The sequence below is a fragment of the Mycolicibacterium parafortuitum genome, from assembly GCF_002086815.1.
Classification (GTDB): domain Bacteria; phylum Actinomycetota; class Actinomycetes; order Mycobacteriales; family Mycobacteriaceae; genus Mycobacterium; species Mycobacterium parafortuitum.
The window spans coordinates 179307-196352 of record NZ_MVID01000005.1 but is presented as its reverse complement, the minus strand read 5'-3'; the positions used below and the strand labels follow the sequence as shown (position 1 = coordinate 196352).

The 17046-nt window shown below is 68.5% G+C and carries 16 protein-coding genes; 12 read left to right on the top strand and 4 right to left on the bottom strand.

Annotated features, from left to right (window positions below; translation table 11 throughout):
- Positions 1-9 precede the first annotated feature (9 nt).
- Entirely contained in the window at positions 10-1344 is a 1335-nt protein-coding gene (locus tag BST38_RS09125) for a carotenoid oxygenase family protein (RefSeq protein WP_083142949.1), read from the bottom strand.
- Between the two features lie 108 nt (positions 1345-1452).
- Between BST38_RS09125 and BST38_RS09120 the strand changes: the two genes are divergently transcribed.
- From BST38_RS09120 to BST38_RS09095, 6 genes are all read left to right on the top strand, one after another.
- Positions 1453-2154 (top strand): GntR family transcriptional regulator, encoded by a 702-nt coding sequence (locus tag BST38_RS09120; RefSeq protein ID WP_083142948.1) that lies wholly within the window; start codon positions 1453-1455, stop codon positions 2152-2154.
- A 93-nt stretch (positions 2155-2247) separates the two neighbouring features.
- Complete coding sequence (locus tag BST38_RS09115; RefSeq protein ID WP_083142947.1) at positions 2248-3804, top strand: NCS1 family nucleobase:cation symporter-1; 1557 nt, start codon at positions 2248-2250, stop codon at positions 3802-3804.
- A 61-nt stretch (positions 3805-3865) separates the two neighbouring features.
- Positions 3866-4393, top strand: a complete 528-nt coding sequence (locus tag BST38_RS09110; protein ID WP_110781699.1) for a PadR family transcriptional regulator — start codon at positions 3866-3868, stop codon at positions 4391-4393.
- An 81-nt stretch (positions 4394-4474) separates the two neighbouring features.
- On the top strand, positions 4475-5173 hold the full coding sequence (locus tag BST38_RS09105; RefSeq protein ID WP_083142945.1) for a PadR family transcriptional regulator: 699 nt from the start codon (positions 4475-4477) through the stop codon (positions 5171-5173).
- A 71-nt stretch (positions 5174-5244) separates the two neighbouring features.
- Positions 5245-6117 (top strand): oxidoreductase, encoded by an 873-nt coding sequence (locus BST38_RS09100; protein WP_083142944.1) that lies wholly within the window; start codon positions 5245-5247, stop codon positions 6115-6117.
- A gap of 51 nt (positions 6118-6168) precedes the next feature.
- On the top strand, positions 6169-7806 hold the full coding sequence (locus BST38_RS09095) for a peptide chain release factor 3 (protein WP_181791962.1): 1638 nt from the start codon (positions 6169-6171) through the stop codon (positions 7804-7806).
- Here the strand turns inward: BST38_RS09095 and BST38_RS09090 are convergent, their stop codons facing one another.
- Positions 7807-8673, bottom strand: a complete 867-nt coding sequence (locus tag BST38_RS09090) for a helix-turn-helix domain-containing protein (RefSeq protein ID WP_237160711.1) — start codon at positions 8671-8673, stop codon at positions 7807-7809.
- 165 nt (positions 8674-8838) lie between these two features.
- Between BST38_RS09090 and BST38_RS09085 the strand changes: the two genes are divergently transcribed.
- Complete coding sequence (locus BST38_RS09085; protein ID WP_083142942.1) at positions 8839-9690, top strand: SDR family oxidoreductase; 852 nt, start codon at positions 8839-8841, stop codon at positions 9688-9690.
- 4 nt (positions 9691-9694) lie between these two features.
- Here the strand turns inward: BST38_RS09085 and glpK are convergent, their stop codons facing one another.
- Positions 9695-11212, bottom strand: a complete 1518-nt coding sequence (glpK, locus tag BST38_RS09080; protein WP_083142941.1) for a glycerol kinase GlpK — start codon at positions 11210-11212, stop codon at positions 9695-9697.
- A gap of 9 nt (positions 11213-11221) precedes the next feature.
- On the opposite strand from glpK, the gene BST38_RS09075 reads away from it, so the two are divergent.
- From BST38_RS09075 to BST38_RS09055, 5 genes are all read left to right on the top strand, one after another.
- Positions 11222-11986, top strand: coding sequence for a class I SAM-dependent methyltransferase (locus BST38_RS09075; protein ID WP_181792081.1), 765 nt, complete (start codon positions 11222-11224; stop codon positions 11984-11986).
- 10 nt (positions 11987-11996) lie between these two features.
- On the top strand, positions 11997-13487 hold the full coding sequence (locus BST38_RS09070; protein WP_083142940.1) for a glutamate-cysteine ligase family protein: 1491 nt from the start codon (positions 11997-11999) through the stop codon (positions 13485-13487).
- Between the two features lie 112 nt (positions 13488-13599).
- The gene (locus tag BST38_RS09065; protein ID WP_083143004.1) at positions 13600-14328 is read left to right on the top strand and encodes a GOLPH3/VPS74 family protein; all 729 of its coding nucleotides are present in this window, start codon (positions 13600-13602) and stop codon (positions 14326-14328) included.
- Positions 14318-14812, top strand: coding sequence for a UCP032817 domain-containing protein (locus BST38_RS09060; RefSeq protein WP_083143003.1), 495 nt, complete (start codon positions 14318-14320; stop codon positions 14810-14812). The genes BST38_RS09065 and BST38_RS09060 overlap by 11 nt, the downstream gene beginning before the upstream one ends.
- Positions 14800-15474: an SAM-dependent methyltransferase gene (locus BST38_RS09055; RefSeq protein ID WP_083142939.1), complete on the top strand. Its 675-nt coding sequence runs from the start codon at positions 14800-14802 to the stop codon at positions 15472-15474. The genes BST38_RS09060 and BST38_RS09055 overlap by 13 nt, the downstream gene beginning before the upstream one ends.
- Here the strand turns inward: BST38_RS09055 and BST38_RS09050 are convergent.
- Positions 15471-16856 (bottom strand): cation:dicarboxylate symporter family transporter, encoded by a 1386-nt coding sequence (locus BST38_RS09050; protein ID WP_083143002.1) that lies wholly within the window; start codon positions 16854-16856, stop codon positions 15471-15473. The two genes, BST38_RS09055 and BST38_RS09050, sit on opposite strands and share 4 nt — an antisense overlap.
- Positions 16857-17046: the final 190 nt, after the last annotated feature.

Below are 17046 nucleotides of genomic sequence, written 5' to 3'. Positions count from 1 at the left end.
ACCGTCCCGCTAGGCCGGTATCCAGTTGCCGTGGAACCCGTATGGAACCCGTTGCGGCAGTTTGATCCTCGCCACCGGCGGACTGGTGAAATCGGATGCGTCGATGATCACCAGATCGCTGCCGTCGCGCGCCGGATCGTAGACGTAGGCGACGTACCACCCGCTGCTCTCGTCGGCCGGACCGGACGACGACGGCACGAAGACCGCTTCCCCCGGCCCGCCCGGCGATTCCGAGGTACCGAATCCGTGTTCCTCGGCCGCGCCGGTGGTCAGGTCGTGACGGATCAGTCGCGCATCGCCGACCGACACCGCGTAGCGCGCGGGCAGGGTCGCGAGCCGGTCGTCGATGCGGGGGAACTCGACGATGCGATCGTCGAGTGGGCCCTCGCTCACCGCGCCGGTGCCGAGGTCGATCCGCCACGTCCACATCACCCCCTCGGCGTCGAATCCGCCGTTGTCCCGCCACAGTTCGGGATAGCGCACCGCCTGCAGCACCAGCGTGGAGCCGGCGTCATAGGCGTTGGCGACGTGGAAGACGTAGCACGGGTCGATGTCGAACCAGCGCACCTCGCCGAACGGATCGTCGCGGCGCAGGAGCCCGAACCGGGCACCGTACGAGTCGTCCCACCGGTACGGCATATCGCCTTCGCCGCGCATCGCGATGTCGAAGTTGAACACGATCGGCAGGTCCATGAACACGACGTAGTTCTGCGTCAGCGCGAAGTCGTGCATCATCGTCAACGCCGGAACCTCGAGCGGTCGGTCGATCACCAACTCGCCGTTGGCATCTGCGCGGTGATAGGTGACGTGCGGGGTGAAGATGTTGCCGTACCCGAAGAAGTGCAACTCTCCGGTGGTCGGGCAGATCTTCGGATGCGCGGTCATCGCGTCGGTGAGCTTGCCGCCGAAGTCGTAGGCGCCGACGGTCTCCAGGTCGTTGGTGATCTCGTAGGGCAGCGACGATTCGACGAGCGCCAGCGTCTTCCCCGCATGGTTGACGACGTGGGTGTTCGCGACGCTGGAGCGCAGGTTCCGGGTGCCGTCCTCGTTGTAGACCGGGAACGGGTCGATGAAGCTGTCGGTGCGCACCCAGCGGTTGCGGTACCACGCCGCGCGGCCGTTCTCGATGCGGACGCCGTGGATCATGCCGTCGCCGGTGAACCAGTGCCCGGTGGCCTCGCGGGGGTTCGGACCGTTCCGCAGGTACCAGCCGTCGATCTCCGGCGGGATGGCGCCCTCGACGGGCAGATCGGTCGCGGTGAGTTCGTCGGGAACCGGCGCGTAGTTGCCGACCTGGAAGATTTCCCGGGCGGGATCGGTCTGATCCGGGGCGGTGTCGGTCATCGTGAACCTCCTGTCGCGGTTACCTCACACTGACACCCCACTAGTGACATGTCAATAGTGGAATGTTCTTGAGTCGCCGGCCACCCGCGGAAGGAGGAAGATCTCGGGATGCCGGATCGCCGACACTCCGCCGCGCTGTTCAAGGCGGCGGTCGGCCGTGACGCCGTGAGCATCGTCGACGAGCTGCGCCGGGTGATCCTCGACGGCGCCGTACCGCCTGGAACCCCGATCCCCGTCGGCGAGGTCGCCGAGATGTTCGGCGTCAGCCACATCCCGGTGCGGGAGAGCCTGAAGACCCTCACCGCCGAGGGACTGGTCCAGCACCGGCAGAACTCGGGTTATGCCGTCGCGCAGCTGACCGCAAGCGAACTCGTCGAGATGTACCTGGTCCGCGAGACGCTGGAATCGGCGGCGATGGCGGCCGCGGTCGTCAACGCCACCGAATCCGACCGCGCACACCTGGCCGACGTCCACGAAACCCTGCAGCAGGCACTGAAATTCGACGACGCCCAGGCCTATCACCGGCACAGCAGGCAGTTTCACATGGCGCTGAGCCGACCGTCACGGATGCTGCGACTGGTACACATGCTCGAATCCGCTTGGAACATCACCGAACCCGTGCAGCTGATGGTGCATGTCGAGCCGCAACAGCGCGTCCTGCTGCACGAGGACCACCGGGTGATGCTCGACGCGTTCCTCGCCGGCGACGCCGACGGGCTACTCGCCGCCGCCGCGGTCCACAACAGGCGCCTCAACGTCGTCGTCGAATCGCTGCCGACCGACACCGGCCTGGTACTCGGCGACCGGTAACCCAGAAATATATTCTCGGCGCAACGGTCAGGAAACACGCCGTAACTAGCTTCCCTGCAAACGACCCTCCGTTCACAGGCAGGAAGCGCAGCAATGTCAGACATCCGAGATCTGCCTCCCAGCGCCGTGGTCGGCGCCAACGACATCGTCGAAGCCGCAGGACACCCGGTCGGCGGGGGTGTCATCAAAGACGACTACGACCCACGGTTGACCAACGAGGACCTCGCACCGCTGGGCAAGCAGTCCTGGAGTTCGTACAACATCTTCGCGTTCTGGATGTCGGACGTGCACAGCGTCGGCGGGTACGTGACCGCGGGCAGCCTGTTCGCGCTCGGCCTGGCCAGCTGGCAGGTGCTGATCGCGCTGCTGGTCGGCATCGTCATCGTCAACGTCTTCTGCAACCTGGTCGCCAAACCGAGCCAGCAGGCCGGGGTGCCGTACCCGGTGGTCTGCCGCAGTTCGTTCGGCGTGCTCGGCGCCAACATCCCCGCGATCATCCGTGGCCTGATCGCGGTCGCCTGGTACGGCATCCAGACCTACCTCGCCTCCGCCGCGCTGGATGTGGTGCTGCTCAAGCTGTTTCCCGGGCTGGCTCCGTACGCCGACGTCGACCAGTACGGGTTCACCGGGCTGTCGCTGCTGGGCTGGTGCAGCTTCATGCTGCTGTGGGTGCTGCAGGCCTGCGTGTTCTGGCGCGGGATGGAATCGATCCGCAAGTTCATCGACTTCTGCGGTCCCGCGGTCTATGTCGTGATGTTCATCCTGTGCGGCTACCTGTTGTGGAAGTCGGGCTGGCACGTCAGCCTCACCCTGGGCGGCGAGAAGCAGGGCAACACCCTGGCGATCATGCTCGGCGCGATCGCGCTGGTGGTGTCGTACTTCTCCGGCCCGATGCTGAACTTCGGCGACTTCGCCCGCTACGGCCGCAGTTTCGAGTCGGTCAAGAAGGGCAACTTCCTCGGGCTGCCGGTGAACTTCCTGGTGTTCTCGCTGCTCGTGGTGGTCACCGCGGCCGCGACGGTGCCGGTGTTCGGTGAACTGCTGACCGACCCGGTGGAGACCGTCGCCCGCATCGACAGCACCACCGCGATCGTGCTGGGCGCGCTGACGTTCACGATCGCGACGATCGGCATCAACATCGTCGCCAACTTCATCAGCCCGGCGTTCGACTTCTCCAACGTCAGCCCGCAGAAGATCAGCTGGCGGATGGGCGGCATGATCGCCGCGATCGGATCGGTGCTGCTGACGCCGTGGAACCTCTACAGCAACCCCGAGGTCATCCACTACACCCTGGAGACGCTCGGTGCGTTCATCGGTCCGCTGTTCGGCGTGCTGATCTGTGACTACTACCTGGTCCGCAAGCAGAAGATCGTCGTCGACGACCTGTTCCGGATGACCGAGACAGGCAACTACTGGTACCGCAAGGGCTACAACCCGGCAGCCGTCGCGGCGACGATCGTCGGCGCGCTGCTGGCCGTGATCCCGGTGCTGCTCGGCGGATACGTGACCGGCATGACGACCGCGGCGCAGTACAGCTGGTTCATCGGCTGCGGCGTCGCGTTCGGTCTCTACCACGTGTTCGCCACCCGGGGCCCGTGGAAGCTGACCGCGCTGCGTCTGCCCCAGGGCGCCGAGCTCGTCGAGGGCTGATCCAGGCCGCAGACGGCCCCGATGTTCCAGAACTGGAATATCGGGGCCGTACTATGCCGCCATGAGCCTTCGGATGGCTGCGCTCGGACTGCTGGCCCGGCGTCCCGCCAGCGGCTACGACCTGTTGAAGCAGTTCGAGGTGTCGATGGCCAATGTGTGGCCGGCGACGCAGAGCCAGCTGTACTCGGAGCTCAACAAGCTCGCCGACGAGGGCCTGATCGAGGTCACCGCCGTCGGGGCGCGCGGGCGCAAGGAGTACGGCATCACCGCCGCCGGACGCGACGCGCTGCGCGACTGGGTGCTGGATTTCCACCACGATCCGCCGCTGCGCAGCGCGGCCCTGCTGCGGGTGTTCCTGCTCGGTGAAGTCACACCCGAGCAGGCCGGCGACTACCTGATGGCGGTCGCCGCACGCGCGGAATCGACACTTGCCCGCTACGAGGCACTGCGCGATGCGGTGCCCTGGAACGACACCAGCGACACCGACTTCTACGGCCGGGCGGCCTTGGAATTCGGGCTCAGAGAGGCGGCGATGACGGCCGAGTGGGCGCGCTGGGTGGCCGTCCGGATCGACGAACGGTCGCAATAGATCGTTGCATCGCGATAGTTTCCGATATATCGTCAACGTATCGGAAGCTGATTTGTGCTTCCCTGACGAAAGACGACAGACATGACGTTCTTCCCTCCCCCGCAGAACCCCTTCCAGCCCGGCGCCTTCGGCTTCGGCCCCGCCGACCGACGCGCCCTGCACGAGCAGCGCCGGCAGGCTCGCCGCGAGTTCCGTGAGCACGTCCGCGGACACCGCGGCGACGCCGGCTTCGGTCCCGATTTCGGCGGCTTCGGTCCCGGCGGCAGAACCTTCGGTCCCGGATTCGGTCCCGGATTCGGCTTCGGTCCCGGCGGCCGGCGAGGCGGTCCCCGCGGCGGCGGTCGCGGCAGGCGCGGCGACGTGCGTGCCGCGATCCTGAAGCTGCTGACCGACCGGCCGATGCACGGCTACGAGATGATCCAGGAGATCCACGCACGCAGCCAGCAGCTGTGGAAGCCCAGCCCCGGCTCGGTGTACCCGACCTTGCAGCTGCTCGTCGACGAAGGCCTGCTCGTGTCGACCGAATCCGACGGCAGCAAGAAGCTCTTCGAGCTGACCGACGAAGGCCGCGCCGCCGCCGACGAGATCGCCACCGCGCCGTGGGACGAGATCACCGAAGGCGCCGATCCCGCCGCGGTCGGGCTGCGCAACGCGGCCGGCCAGCTGATGGGCGCGGTCGCCCAGTCGGCCCACGCGGCCTCGGCTGAGCAGCAGCAACGCATTCTCGATGTGGTCAACAACGCCCGCCGCGAGATTTACAACATCCTCGGAGAGGATTAGACGACGCGGATTCGGCGCGGTTTGTCACCCACAGGGGAAGAAACCGCGCCGAATCCGTGTAAGCAAGAGTTATGGACACGTTCCCCCTCGGCTCGTACACCGTCGGTCGCGTCGGCTTCGGCGCCATGCAGCTGCCCGGTCCCGGGGTCTTCGGTCCGCCGCGCGACCACGACCAGGCCATCGCGGTCCTCACACGCGCCGTCGAGCTGGGCATCAACCACATCGACACCTCCCAGTTCTACGGACCGAATGTCGCCAACGAACTGATCCGCGAGGCGTTGCACCCGTACCCCGAGGACCTGGCGCTGGTCAGCAAGGTGGGGGCGCGGCGCGACGAGGCGGGCAACTGGCTGCCGGCCCAGGAACCCGACGAGCTGCGCGCCGACATCGAGGAGAACCTGCGGACACTCGGGGTCGACCGGCTCGCCGCGGTCAATCTGCGGATCCACTCCGGAGAGCCCGGCGAGGTCGGACCCGTCGACCGCGAATTGTTCGACCGTCAGCTCCCGGCGATGATCGCGGCCCGCGACGAGGGCCTGATCGGCGGCATCGGGCTGAGCAACATCGGCGTCGAGCACCTGCGAATCGCGTTGACGCACACCGAGATCGTCTGTGTGCAGAACGCGTACAACCTGGTGGACCGAGCGTCCCAGCCGGTCCTGGACCTGTGCGGCGAACACGAGATCGCGTTCGTGCCGTTCTTCCCGCTGGGCTCGGGCTTCGTACCGGACAGCCCGGTGCTCAACCACCCGGCGGTGGTCCGGGAGGCCCAGAAGCTGGGGCGCACGCCGGCACAGATCGCGCTGGCGTGGACGCTGTCGGTGGCGCCGAATGTACTTCTCATTCCGGGAACTTCGTCGGTGGCGCACCTGGAGGAGAACACCGCCGTGCGCGACATCACCCTCGACGACGAGACCAAGAGCGAGCTGGACGCGGCGGCCTGACCCGTCGCGATTATCGGTTTGGTGACCTCGGCCAATAAACTCGGGGTCATCATGAGCAACACCACCGCCGATGCGTCGACCGCGGCGGCCAAGCGATCAGATCGTGTCTCGTCCGAAGCACAGCGCCGCAGAACGTTCGCCGTCATCAGCCACCCCGACGCGGGCAAGTCCACCCTGACCGAAGCCCTGGTCCTCCACGCCAAGGCGATCACCGAGGCCGGCGCCATCCACGGCAAGCAGGGCCGGCGCGCCACCGTCTCGGACTGGATGGAGATGGAGAAGGCCCGCGGCATCTCGATCACGTCGACGGCCCTGCAGTTCCCGTACAAGACGCAGACGGGCGACACCTGCGTGGTCAACCTGCTCGACACCCCGGGCCACGCGGACTTCTCCGAGGACACCTACCGCGTGCTGACCGCCGTCGACTCCGCGGTGATGCTCATCGACGCGGCCAAGGGCCTGGAGCCGCAGACCCTGAAGCTGTTCCAGGTCTGCGCGCACCGGAAGATCCCGATCATCACCGTGATCAACAAGTGGGACCGCCCGGGCCGGCACGCCCTCGAGCTGATGGACGAGATCCAGGAGCGGATCGGGCTGCGCCCGACCCCGCTGACGTGGCCGGTCGGCATCGCCGGCGACTTCAAGGGTGTGCTGGACCGGCGCACCGGCAAGTTCATCCGCTTCACCCGCACCGCGGGCGGCGCCACCGTCGCGCCCGAGGAGCACATCGCCCCCGACAGGGCGCACGACGCCGCCGGTGTGGACTGGGACAACGCGGTCGAGGAATGCGAGCTGCTGGAGGCCGACGGCGCCGACTTCGACCCGCAGAGCTTCCTCGACTGCACCTCCACCCCGGTGCTGTTCACGTCCGCGGCGCTGAACTTCGGCGTGAACCAGTTGCTCGACGTGCTCGCGCAGCTGGCGCCGGCACCGGCCGGCCAGCTCGACGTCGAGGGCAACCGCCGCGACGCGACCGCCCCGTTCAGCGCGTTCGTGTTCAAGGTGCAGGCCGGTATGGATTCCGCGCACCGCGACCGCATCGCGTACGCGCGGGTGTGCTCGGGCACGTTCGAACGCGGTGACGTGCTGACTCACGCCGCGACCGGAAAACCGTTCGTGACCAAGTACGCGCAGTCGGTGTTCGGCCGGGAACGCTCGACGCTGGACACCGCGTGGCCGGGCGACGTGATCGGGTTGGCCAACGCGAACGCGCTGCGGCCCGGCGACACTCTCTACCAGGACGTCGCGGTGGAATTCCCGCCGATCCCGAGCTTCTCGCCCGAACACTTCTCCGTCGCGCGCGGCACCGATCCCAGCAAGCACAAGCAGTTCCGCAAGGGCATCGAGCAGCTCGACCAGGAAGGCGTGGTCCAGGTGCTGCGCTCGGACCGACGCGGCGACCAGGCCCCGGTGCTGGCCGCGGTCGGCCCGATGCAGTTCGAGGTGGCCAGCCACCGGATGGCCACCGAGTTCAGCGCGCCGATCGAGCTGGAGGGGCTGCCGTACACGGTGGCGCGGATCTGCGACCCCGCCGACGCCGAGGCGCTGCAGAAGATGGCCGCGGTGGAGGTCTTCACCCGCACCGACGGCGTGATGCTGGCGGTGTTCTCGACGAAGTGGCGGCTGGAGACGGTGCAGCGGGACAACCCCGAGATCGAACTGCGCGAACTCGTCGCCGCCGGTCAGTGATCACCCCGCGTCGACGGGACGGGTGGAGCTCCAGCTCAACAGCAGGGTGAGTGCATCGCGCGACGGCGATCCCGGCTCGGTGGTGTACACGAACAGCGTCTGTTCGGCGTCGCCGGGCATCGTGAACGTCTCGAAGTCGACGCTCAGTTCGCCGACGACGGGATGACGCAACCGCTTGGTGCCGTGAGTGCGCTGGAAGACCCGGTGCTCGGACCACCACGTCCTGAATTCCTCGCTGGCTGACGACAATTCATCGACCAGCGCGGCGGCCGCCGGATCGTTCGGATCCCCACCCACGTCCAGCCGCAGGTTCTCCACCGCCGAACGCGCCTGGATCTCCCAGTCCACGAACAACTCCCGCGCCTGCGGTGAGGTGAACATCCACCGCGCGTAATTGCGCTGGGCGGGCGGCATCGCCTCGAAATCGGCGAACAGCACGCGCGCGGCCCGGTTACTGGCCAGCACGTCGGTGTGCCGGCCCAGGATCGTCGCCGGCGCGTTGTCCAGCGAGTCCAGCAGTTGGTACAGCCCTGGGCGCACCCGCTGCACCGGGCGGGACTTCGCGCGCCGGTGCGACGGCGCGCCGACCAGGTGCCCGAGATGGGCGCGGCCGGTGGCGTCGAGATCCAGCGCGCGGGCGATCGCGTCCAGCACCGCCGTCGACGGGGTGATCCGCCGTCCCTGTTCCAGCCGGGTGTAGTAGTCGGTCGACACCCCGGCGAGCAGCGCGACCTCCTCGCGGCGCAGCCCGGGCACCCGGCGGACCCGGCTGTCGGCGGGCAGACCCGCACGCTCCGGATCGACCGCGGCGCGAGCGCGTTTCAGGAAATCCGCGAGTTCGCGGTTGACGTCCGCCACGACCGCCATCATCGCAGAACCGCGCGGCACGGGGGTAGGACAACGAGTCCTAGGTTGCCCGCACATAGGCCGAGGCGGCCCTGTTATGGCGGCCCACAGCGCGCTCGCGACTTCCAGACTGAGTGCATGCCGTTCTCAAACGAGTTCGGAGCCACATCATTTCGAGGAGACATCATGGCCTATCCCACCGACCGTCCCGCCACCTGGTTCGTCACCGGCGCCTCCCGCGGCCTCGGCCTCGAACTCGTGCGCCAACTGCTGCAGCGCGGCGACAACGTCGCGGCGACCACCCGCTCGACCGACCGGCTGCTCGGCGCGCTGGCAGGCGTCGACACCGCCCGGCTGCTGCCCCTGCAGGTCGACCTCGGCGACCCCACCTCGGTCGGCGCGGCCGTCGCGGACACCGCCGAGAAGTTCGGCCATCTCGACGTCGTGGTCAACAACGCCGGCTACGGACTGATCGGTGCTGTCGAGGAGACCACCGACGCCGAGGCCCGGGCGATGTTCGACATCCAGGTGTTCGGGGTCTGGAATGTGCTGCGGGCAGCCATCCCTCGCCTGCGCACCGCGGGCAGCGGGCACATCGTGAACGTGTCGTCGATCCTCGGCGTGACCGCGTTCCCGGGGTGGGCCCTCTACAGCGCGGGCAAGTTCGCGCTCAACGGGCTCAGCGAGGCGCTGGCCCAGGAGCTGGCCGATTTCGGCATCCAGGTCACGATCGTCGAGCCCGGGTACTTCCGTACCGACTTCCTGACCACCGACTCGCTGGCACTGCCCACCGCCGCCGGGGACGCCTACCCGGCGCTGCGGGAGATGACCGAACAGCATCTGCAGATGCAGGGCACCCAGCTCGGCGACCCGGTCAAGGGTGCCGCGGCGATCATCGAGATCGCGGTGACAGGACGGGGACCGCTGCACCAGCCGCTCGGTTCGGATGCGGTGGCGATGGCCCAGGGCAAGATCGACGCGATGGCCGCCGACGTGAAGGCCGGCTACGACCTGGCGGTCACCACCGACCACACGTGACGGATCAGTCGACGTCGACCCAGTCCAGGGTGCGCTCGACGGCCTTGCGCCAACCGGCATATCCGTTGGCACGCCGCTCTTCCGACCAGTTCGGGGTCCAGCGTTTGTCCTCCTGCCAGTTCGCGCGCAGGTCGTCGGGTCCGTCCCAGAACCCGACGGCCAGGCCCGCCGCGTACGCGGCGCCGAGCGCCGTCGTCTCGGCGACCACCGGCCTGACCACGTCGACACCGAGCACATCGGCCTGGATCTGCATACACAGGTCGTTGGCGGTGATCCCGCCGTCGACCTTCAGAACCTCAAGGTGCACACCGGAATCCGCGGCCATCGCGTCGACGACGTCGCGGCTCTGGTAGCAGATCGCCTCCAGCGTCGCACGGGCCAGATGTGCGTTGGTGTTGAACCGGGACAGCCCCACGATCGCGCCGCGGGCGTCCGAACGCCAGTACGGGGCGAACAGGCCGGAAAACGCCGGCACGAAGTACACCCCGCCGTTGTCCTCGACCTGCCGGGCCAGCGACTCGCTCTGGGCCGCACCACTGATGATGCCGAGCTGGTCGCGCAGCCACTGCACCGCCGAACCGGTCACCGCGATCGAACCCTCAAGGGCGTAAACGGGTTTCGCCGGGCTTCCGTCTCTCGACGCGAACTGGTAGCAGACGGTGGTGAGCAGCCCGTTGTCGGACCGCACGATCGTCTCTCCGGTGTTGAGAAGCAGGAAATTTCCTGTGCCGTAGGTGTTCTTGGCCTCGCCGGCGGACAGGCAGACCTGGCCGACCATCGCGGCCTGCTGGTCACCGAGGATCCCGGTGATCGGCAGGTCCCCGTAGACGGTGACACCGTAGGGCTCCGGCGACGACGACGGACAGATCCCGGGAAGCATCTGGCGCGGAACGCCGAAGAACCCCAGGAGCTCGTCGTCCCAATCCAGGGTCTCCAGGTTCATCAGCATCGTGCGGCTGGCGTTGGTGACGTCGGTGACGTGCACCCCGCCGCGCGGGCCGCCCGTCAGGTTCCACAGCACCCAGGTGTCAGTGGTGCCGAAGATCGCGTCACCCTTCTCGGCATCCTCGCGCAGCCCGTCGACGTTCTCCAGCAGCCACTGCAGCTTGCCGCCGGAGAAGTAGGTGGCCGGCGGCAGGCCGGCCTTGCGCCGGATCACCTCGCCGCGGCCGTCGCGGTCCAGCGCCGAGGCGATCCGGTCGGTGCGGGTGTCCTGCCAGACGATCGCGTTGTAGTAGGGCCGCCCGGTGCGGCGGTTCCACACCAGCGACGTCTCGCGCTGGTTGGTGATGCCCAGCGCCGCGAGGTCCGATGCCGCGAGCTTGGTCTTGTTCAGCGCGGTCGCGACCACCGAGGCGGCGCGCTCCCAGATCTCGACGGGGTTGTGTTCGACCCAGCCGGCCCTGGGCAGGATCTGCTCGTGTTCGAGCTGGTGACGGCCCACTTCGGCGCCGTCGTGGTCGAAAATCATGCAGCGGGTGCTGGTGGTGCCCTGGTCGATTGCAGCGACGAAGTCGGCCATTCGTCCATGATGGACTACATGCCGACAGCCCAGACCGACATCTCGACGATGCCGCGCGGCGGACCGCGGGCATCGTGCCTGGACCGGCTGCTGGAGACCGACCGGCAGGAGTACCTCGACCGGGCCTCCGAGCGCCCGGCCGACGTCGCCCGCAAACGCAGCGTGATCCGCGCGCTGGACTGGACCGGCGAGACGTTCGGCAACCACGAACGGTTCGCCCAGATCGTCCTCGACGAGGTCGCCGAGGTGCCTGACCCGAAGATCCTGGAGCTCGGGGCCGGCCACGGCGCGCTGTCGCGCAAGCTGTTGGACTGGCACCCGACCGCCCGGCTGACCGTCACCGACGTCGCCCCGGAATCGGTGGCCGCGATCGCCGCGGGCGACCTGGGCCGGCACCGGCGGGCCACGGTGCGCCGGATGGACGCGACAGCTCTGGACGCCGAGGACGGCGAGTTCGACCTGGCGGTGTTCGCGCTGTCGTTTCACCACCTTCCTCCGCAGGACGCGGCCCGGGTGATCGCCGAGGGCACCCGCGCCGCCGACCGCCTCGTGATCATCGACCTGCCCCGGCCACCGGCCCCGCTGCACATGTTGCGGCTCGCCGCGATGCTGCCGTGGGCCCCGCTGGTGCCGTTCGTCCACGACGGGGTGATCAGCTCGCTGCGGGCCTACAGCCCGGCGGCGCTGCGCGCGCTGGCCGAGTCCGCCGGCGCCGCCGTCGAACTGCGCGGCGGGTTGTTCAGTCCGCAGGTCGCGATCGCGTCGCGCCGATAGGCTCGGTCCCGTGGGCAAGGACATCGATCCCGCGCTGAAGCAGACCGAGTTCAGTCGCGCGCACCGCCGCGAGTACCGGCGCAAGGTGCAGCTGTGCCTCGACGTGTTCGAGACGATGCTGGCCCAGGCGAGCTTCGACTTCGAGAAGCCGCTGACGGGCATGGAGATCGAGTGCAACCTCGTCGACTCCGCCTACCAACCCGCGATGAACAACTCCGAGGTGCTCGCGTCGATCGCCGACCCGGCGTATCAGACCGAGCTGGGCGCCTACAACATCGAGTTCAACGTGCCGCCGCGCCGGTTGCCGGGCCGCGCCGCACTCGACCTCGAGGCCGATGTCCGCGCCAGCCTGAACGCTGCCGAGGCGAAGGCCGGCGCCGACGGCTCGCACATCGTGATGATCGGGATCCTGCCCACGCTGATGCCCGAGCATCTGACGGGTGAGTGGATGAGCGAGTCCAGCCGCTATCAGGCGCTCAACGACTCGATCTTCACCGCGCGCGGCGAGGACATCATGATCGACATCGCCGGACCGGAGCGGCTGAGCCTGCAGACCGCATCCATCGCGCCCGAATCCGCTTGCACCAGCATGCAATTGCACCTCCAGGTGTCGCCGGCGGATTTCGCGAACAACTGGAACGCCGCCCAGGTGCTGGCCGGTCCGCAGCTGGCGGTCGGCGCCAACTCGCCGTACTTCTTCGGCCACCACCTGTGGGCCGAGACCCGCATCGAGCTGTTCACCCAGGCCACCGACACCCGCCCCGACGAACTGAAGACGCAGGGGGTGCGGCCCCGGGTGTGGTTCGGGGAACGCTGGATCACCTCGATCTTCGATCTGTTCGAGGAGAACGTGCGCTACTTCCCGTCGTTGCTGCCGGAGCTGTCCGACGAGGATCCGGCGGCGGAGCTGGCGGCCGGGCGCACCCCGGAGCTCTCCGAGTTGCGGCTGCACAACGGCACCATCTACCGCTGGAACCGGCCGGTGTACGACATCGTGAACGGGCGACCGCATCTGCGGGTGGAGAACCGGGTCCTGCCGGCCGGGCCGACGGTGCTGGACATGATGGCCAACGCGGCCTTCTACTACGGCGTGCTGCGCACGCTGTCCGAGGAGGATCGCCCGCTGTGGACGAAGATGAGCTTCGCCGCCGCCGAGGCGAATTTCGTCGCCGCCGCCCATCACGGCATGGACGCACGGCTGTACTGGCCCGGCGTCGGTGAGGTGACACCCGACGAACTGGTGCTGCGGCAGCTGCTGCCGCTGGCCGAGGAGGGGCTGCGCCGGTGGGAGGTGTCCGCCGAGGTGCGTGACCGCTACCTCGGGGTGATCGAGGGCCGCGCCAAGACCGGCCGCAACGGCGCGAGCTGGCAGTCCTCGACGGTGACCGCGCTCCAGGGTCGCGGTATGAGCCGGCCGGAGGCGCTGGCCGAGATGCTGCGGCTGTACTGCGAGCGCATGCACACCAACGAACCGGTGCACACCTGGGACCTGCCCGCCTGAATCTCTGAATTCCGCTAGGAATCCCGGCTTTCGGCGCCCCGATGCTTCCGCCCCGGGGCCCCCGAGCCGACCATCACTCCCATCAGAAGCGACACGCTGACGGGAGACGACGATGGAACTTCCACAGACGCTGCACGGCCGGCTCTATCTGCTGAGCTACGACCGGGACCGGCACTGCTTCGACGAGCGCAAGTTGCCACTGCTGGGGTACGCGGTGCGGGCGGCGATGCTGACCGAGTTGTACCTGACGGGTTATCTGACCGACGACGACGGCATCGCGCGGGTGGCGTCGTCGAGTCGGCCCGCGGATCCGCTGCTGGCCGACACGCTCGCCGAACTGACCGGGCGACCGGCGCGGACGTGGGCGTGGCTGGCCACCGCCGGATCGACGTCGACCACCGCCCCGGTCCGCTGGCAGTTGGAGTGCGGGGGCTGGATCGACCGGCGCTGGCGCCTGTCGCTCGGGGTGATCCCCGTCAGGCGCCCCGGCGTCTACGACGAGGAGGCCGTCGGACGTCTCGCCGATTCGGTGGCGCGTGCCCTGCGGGACGCCGCCGGCGGCAGGCACACGGATCCGCGGACGCTGGCGGTGGGGCGGATCGCGGTGCTCGGCGATCTGCCCGACCAGTTCCTGGTGCACGACGTGATCGCCCGCCCCGCGGAGGCGAACCTGCCGCCGGTCCTGGGCCTACATACGGCGCTCGACACCATCGCGCGGATCGTTGCGCAACAGACCTACTCGGGCCGCTGTGGCAGGTCCCGTAGTTTCGGCTGCTCCAGCGGCTTCGGCTGCGGTGGCGGGTGTGGCGGCGGGTGTGGCGGAGGCTGCGGTGGCGGGTAGAGGGCAGGCCAGGACCGTCGGTGCGCTGGCGACCCTGGACCTGCCCGACGCGGTGTTCCGGACGTGTCCGTGGGAGCCGCGGCCGCTGATCGTCACCGGTCTGCACCAATGGTTGCGCTGCTGCGCAGCACGCCGGGGTGGGCGGGCGCTCGGGATGCCGAGCCGCGCGGTGGACGAGGCATGGCACGGCTTCATCCTGTGCACCCGGCTGTACTCGCAGTTCTGCCGTCGCGCCTACGGCAGGTATCTGCACCACCACCCCGTCGGTGTGACCCCTGCCGGGATGGCCGGTGAGCCGGCGCATGCCCAGTTACACCGAACCGTCGCGGCGTGGGCGCAGGTGGCACGGCCCGGCGAGATCTGTGTGCTGTGGGATCTCGACGAACGGCTCGGCCTCGACGAACCCTGGGGTGTCGACCCGGCCGTGGTGGCCGCGCTCCAGATCACCGCGCGGCGAGTACCTTGGCGTCCATGGCCGACGTGATGGACTGGGACGGCGCGTATCGCGGTGAGAGCCAATTCGACGGGCCTCCGCCGTGGAACATCGGTGAGCCGCAGCCGGAGCTGGCGGCGCTGTGGCATGCGGGCAAGTTCCGCAGCGAGGTGCTCGACGCCGGGTGCGGCCACGCCGAACTCTCGCTGGCACTGGCCGCGGACGGCTACACGGTGACCGGGGTCGACATCAGCCCGACCGCGGTGCAGGCAGCGACCACCGCGGCCGCCGAACGCGGACTGTCCGAGCGGGCCGGCTTCGTCGCGGCCGACGTCACCGCGCTGACCGGTTTCGACGGCCGGTTCGCGACGATCGTCGACAGCACGCTGTTCCATTCGATCCCGGTCGAGGCTCGCGATCCGTATCTGCAGTCGATGCACCGCGCGGCCGCACCGGGGGCCGGGTACTTCGTGCTCGTGTTCGCCAAGGGCGCGTTCCCTCCCGAGATGCAGGAGGGGCCGAACGAGGTCACCGAACTCGAACTGCGCGAAGCAGTTTCGCGTTACTGGGTGATCGACGACATCCGGCCCGCGCTGATCCACTCGAACGTGCCCAGGATCCCCGGCATGCCGCCGCCACCGCTGGACCTGCTCGACGACAAGGGCAGGATGTGCATGCACGCGTTCCTGCTGGAGGCGCACAAGGACGGTTAGGCCGAAGGGCTTGCCGCCGAGGCCCGCTCGCGATCCGTGGCGTCGTCCTCGTCGTCGATCATCGTGGCCTCGTCGAACGGCCTGTCCCCGTCGAGGACCTGGTTGAGCCGCTCGCTGTCCAGCGTGCCCGTCCACGAGCCGACGAGCACGGTCGCCACCGCGTTGCCGGAGAAGTTGGTCAGCGCGCGGGCCTCGGACATGAAGCGGTCCACACCGACGATGATGCCGACGCCGTCGAGCAATTCGGGCCGGTGGCTCTGCAGACCCGCCGCCAGTGTGGCCAGGCCGGCTCCGCTGACGCCCGCCGCACCCTTGGACGCGATGATCATGAACGCGAGCAGGCCGAGTTGCTCGGGGATGGACAGCGGATCGCCGAGCGCGTCGGCGATGAACAGCGATGCCATCGTCAGGTAGATCGCGGTGCCGTCGAGGTTGAACGAGTATCCGGTCGGCACCACGATGCCGACGGTCGCGGGTTCCACGCCCGCGTGCTCCATCTTCGCGATCAGCCGCGGCAGCGCCGACTCCGACGACGACGTCGCGACGATGAGCAGGTACTCGCGCGCCAGGTAGCGGGCCAGCTTGAAGATCGACACCCGGGCCACCATGTACAGCAGCGCTCCGAGCACGCCGAAGATGAAGAGCAGGCACGTCACGTAGAACGCCAGCATCAGCACCCCGAGCTGGATGACGGCCTCGAACCCGGTGTCGCCGACCACCTCCGCGATCGCGCCGAACGCTCCGATCGGGGCCAGCCACAGCACGCCGATGAGAATGCGGAACACCAGCTTCTGCACCGCTTCGATGCCGCGGAGCAGCCCTTCGCCGGTCCGGCCCATGCTCTGGATCCCGAAACCGACCAGCAATGCCACGAACAGCGCCTGCAGCACGTTGCCCTCGGTGACCGCGGAGAACAACGTCGCCGGGATGATGTCGGCGATGAATTCCATGGTGCCGCCCGCGGATTCGGCTTCGCCGGCCAGCTCGGCGCCCTTGCTCGGATCGTTGGGGACGTTCAGGCCGGTGCCGGGGCTGATCAGGTTGCCGACGACCAGCCCGATGCCCAGTGCGATCGTCGACATGATCAGGAAGTAGCTGATCGCCAGACCGCCGACCTTGCCGACCGCGGCGGCGGCGCGCACCTTGCCGATGCCGAGGACCACGGTGCAGAAGATGACCGGGACGATCATCATCTTGATCAGCTTGACGAACAGTTCGCCGAGGATGCCGAGCGACGCAGCGGTCTCCGGTGCGACCAGCCCCACGACGATGCCGGCGATCACGGCGATGATCACCAGGATGTACAGCCAGTGCGTACGGTCGCGCTTCTTCTCGGGCTGATCCTTGGTCTGGGCTTCGTCACTGCCGGCGCCGGTAGTCATCGTGATCCCCTCCACCCTTCGGTGCAGCCTGGATAACCGCAACGGCCCCAACTCAACCGCGCGTTCGCGTCGAGGACCTCGAACTCGACGTCGAGGTGGTGCGCATGCAGGCGAGGACGGTGCCCCGGGTGCGGCCGATGCCGGTGCGGATGAGCACCGGCCCCGTTACCGTGTAGCGGCAACGACACGG

Bases quoted from the DNA above. Each gene is read 5' to 3' on its own strand.
- BST38_RS09065 (WP_083143004.1), top strand. From the start codon at position 13,600: ATGGAACTTCCACAGACGCTGCACGGCCGGCTCTATCTGCTGAGCTAC.
- BST38_RS09095 (WP_181791962.1), top strand. From the start codon at position 6,169: ATGAGCAACACCACCGCCGATGCGTCGACCGCGGCGGCCAAGCGATCA.
- BST38_RS09120 (WP_083142948.1), top strand. From the start codon at position 1,453: ATGCCGGATCGCCGACACTCCGCCGCGCTGTTCAAGGCGGCGGTCGGC.
- BST38_RS09100 (WP_083142944.1), top strand. From the start codon at position 5,245: ATGGACACGTTCCCCCTCGGCTCGTACACCGTCGGTCGCGTCGGCTTC.
- BST38_RS09110 (WP_110781699.1), top strand. From the start codon at position 3,866: ATGAGCCTTCGGATGGCTGCGCTCGGACTGCTGGCCCGGCGTCCCGCC.
- BST38_RS09050 (WP_083143002.1), bottom strand. From the start codon at position 16,856: ATGACTACCGGCGCCGGCAGTGACGAAGCCCAGACCAAGGATCAGCCC.
- BST38_RS09115 (WP_083142947.1), top strand. From the start codon at position 2,248: ATGTCAGACATCCGAGATCTGCCTCCCAGCGCCGTGGTCGGCGCCAAC.
- BST38_RS09105 (WP_083142945.1), top strand. From the start codon at position 4,475: ATGACGTTCTTCCCTCCCCCGCAGAACCCCTTCCAGCCCGGCGCCTTC.
- BST38_RS09090 (WP_237160711.1), bottom strand. From the start codon at position 8,673: ATGGCGGTCGTGGCGGACGTCAACCGCGAACTCGCGGATTTCCTGAAA.
- glpK (WP_083142941.1), bottom strand. From the start codon at position 11,212: ATGGCCGACTTCGTCGCTGCAATCGACCAGGGCACCACCAGCACCCGC.
- BST38_RS09055 (WP_083142939.1), top strand. From the start codon at position 14,800: ATGGCCGACGTGATGGACTGGGACGGCGCGTATCGCGGTGAGAGCCAA.
- BST38_RS09085 (WP_083142942.1), top strand. From the start codon at position 8,839: ATGGCCTATCCCACCGACCGTCCCGCCACCTGGTTCGTCACCGGCGCC.
- BST38_RS09125 (WP_083142949.1), bottom strand. From the start codon at position 1,344: ATGACCGACACCGCCCCGGATCAGACCGATCCCGCCCGGGAAATCTTC.
- BST38_RS09075 (WP_181792081.1), top strand. From the start codon at position 11,222: ATGGACTACATGCCGACAGCCCAGACCGACATCTCGACGATGCCGCGC.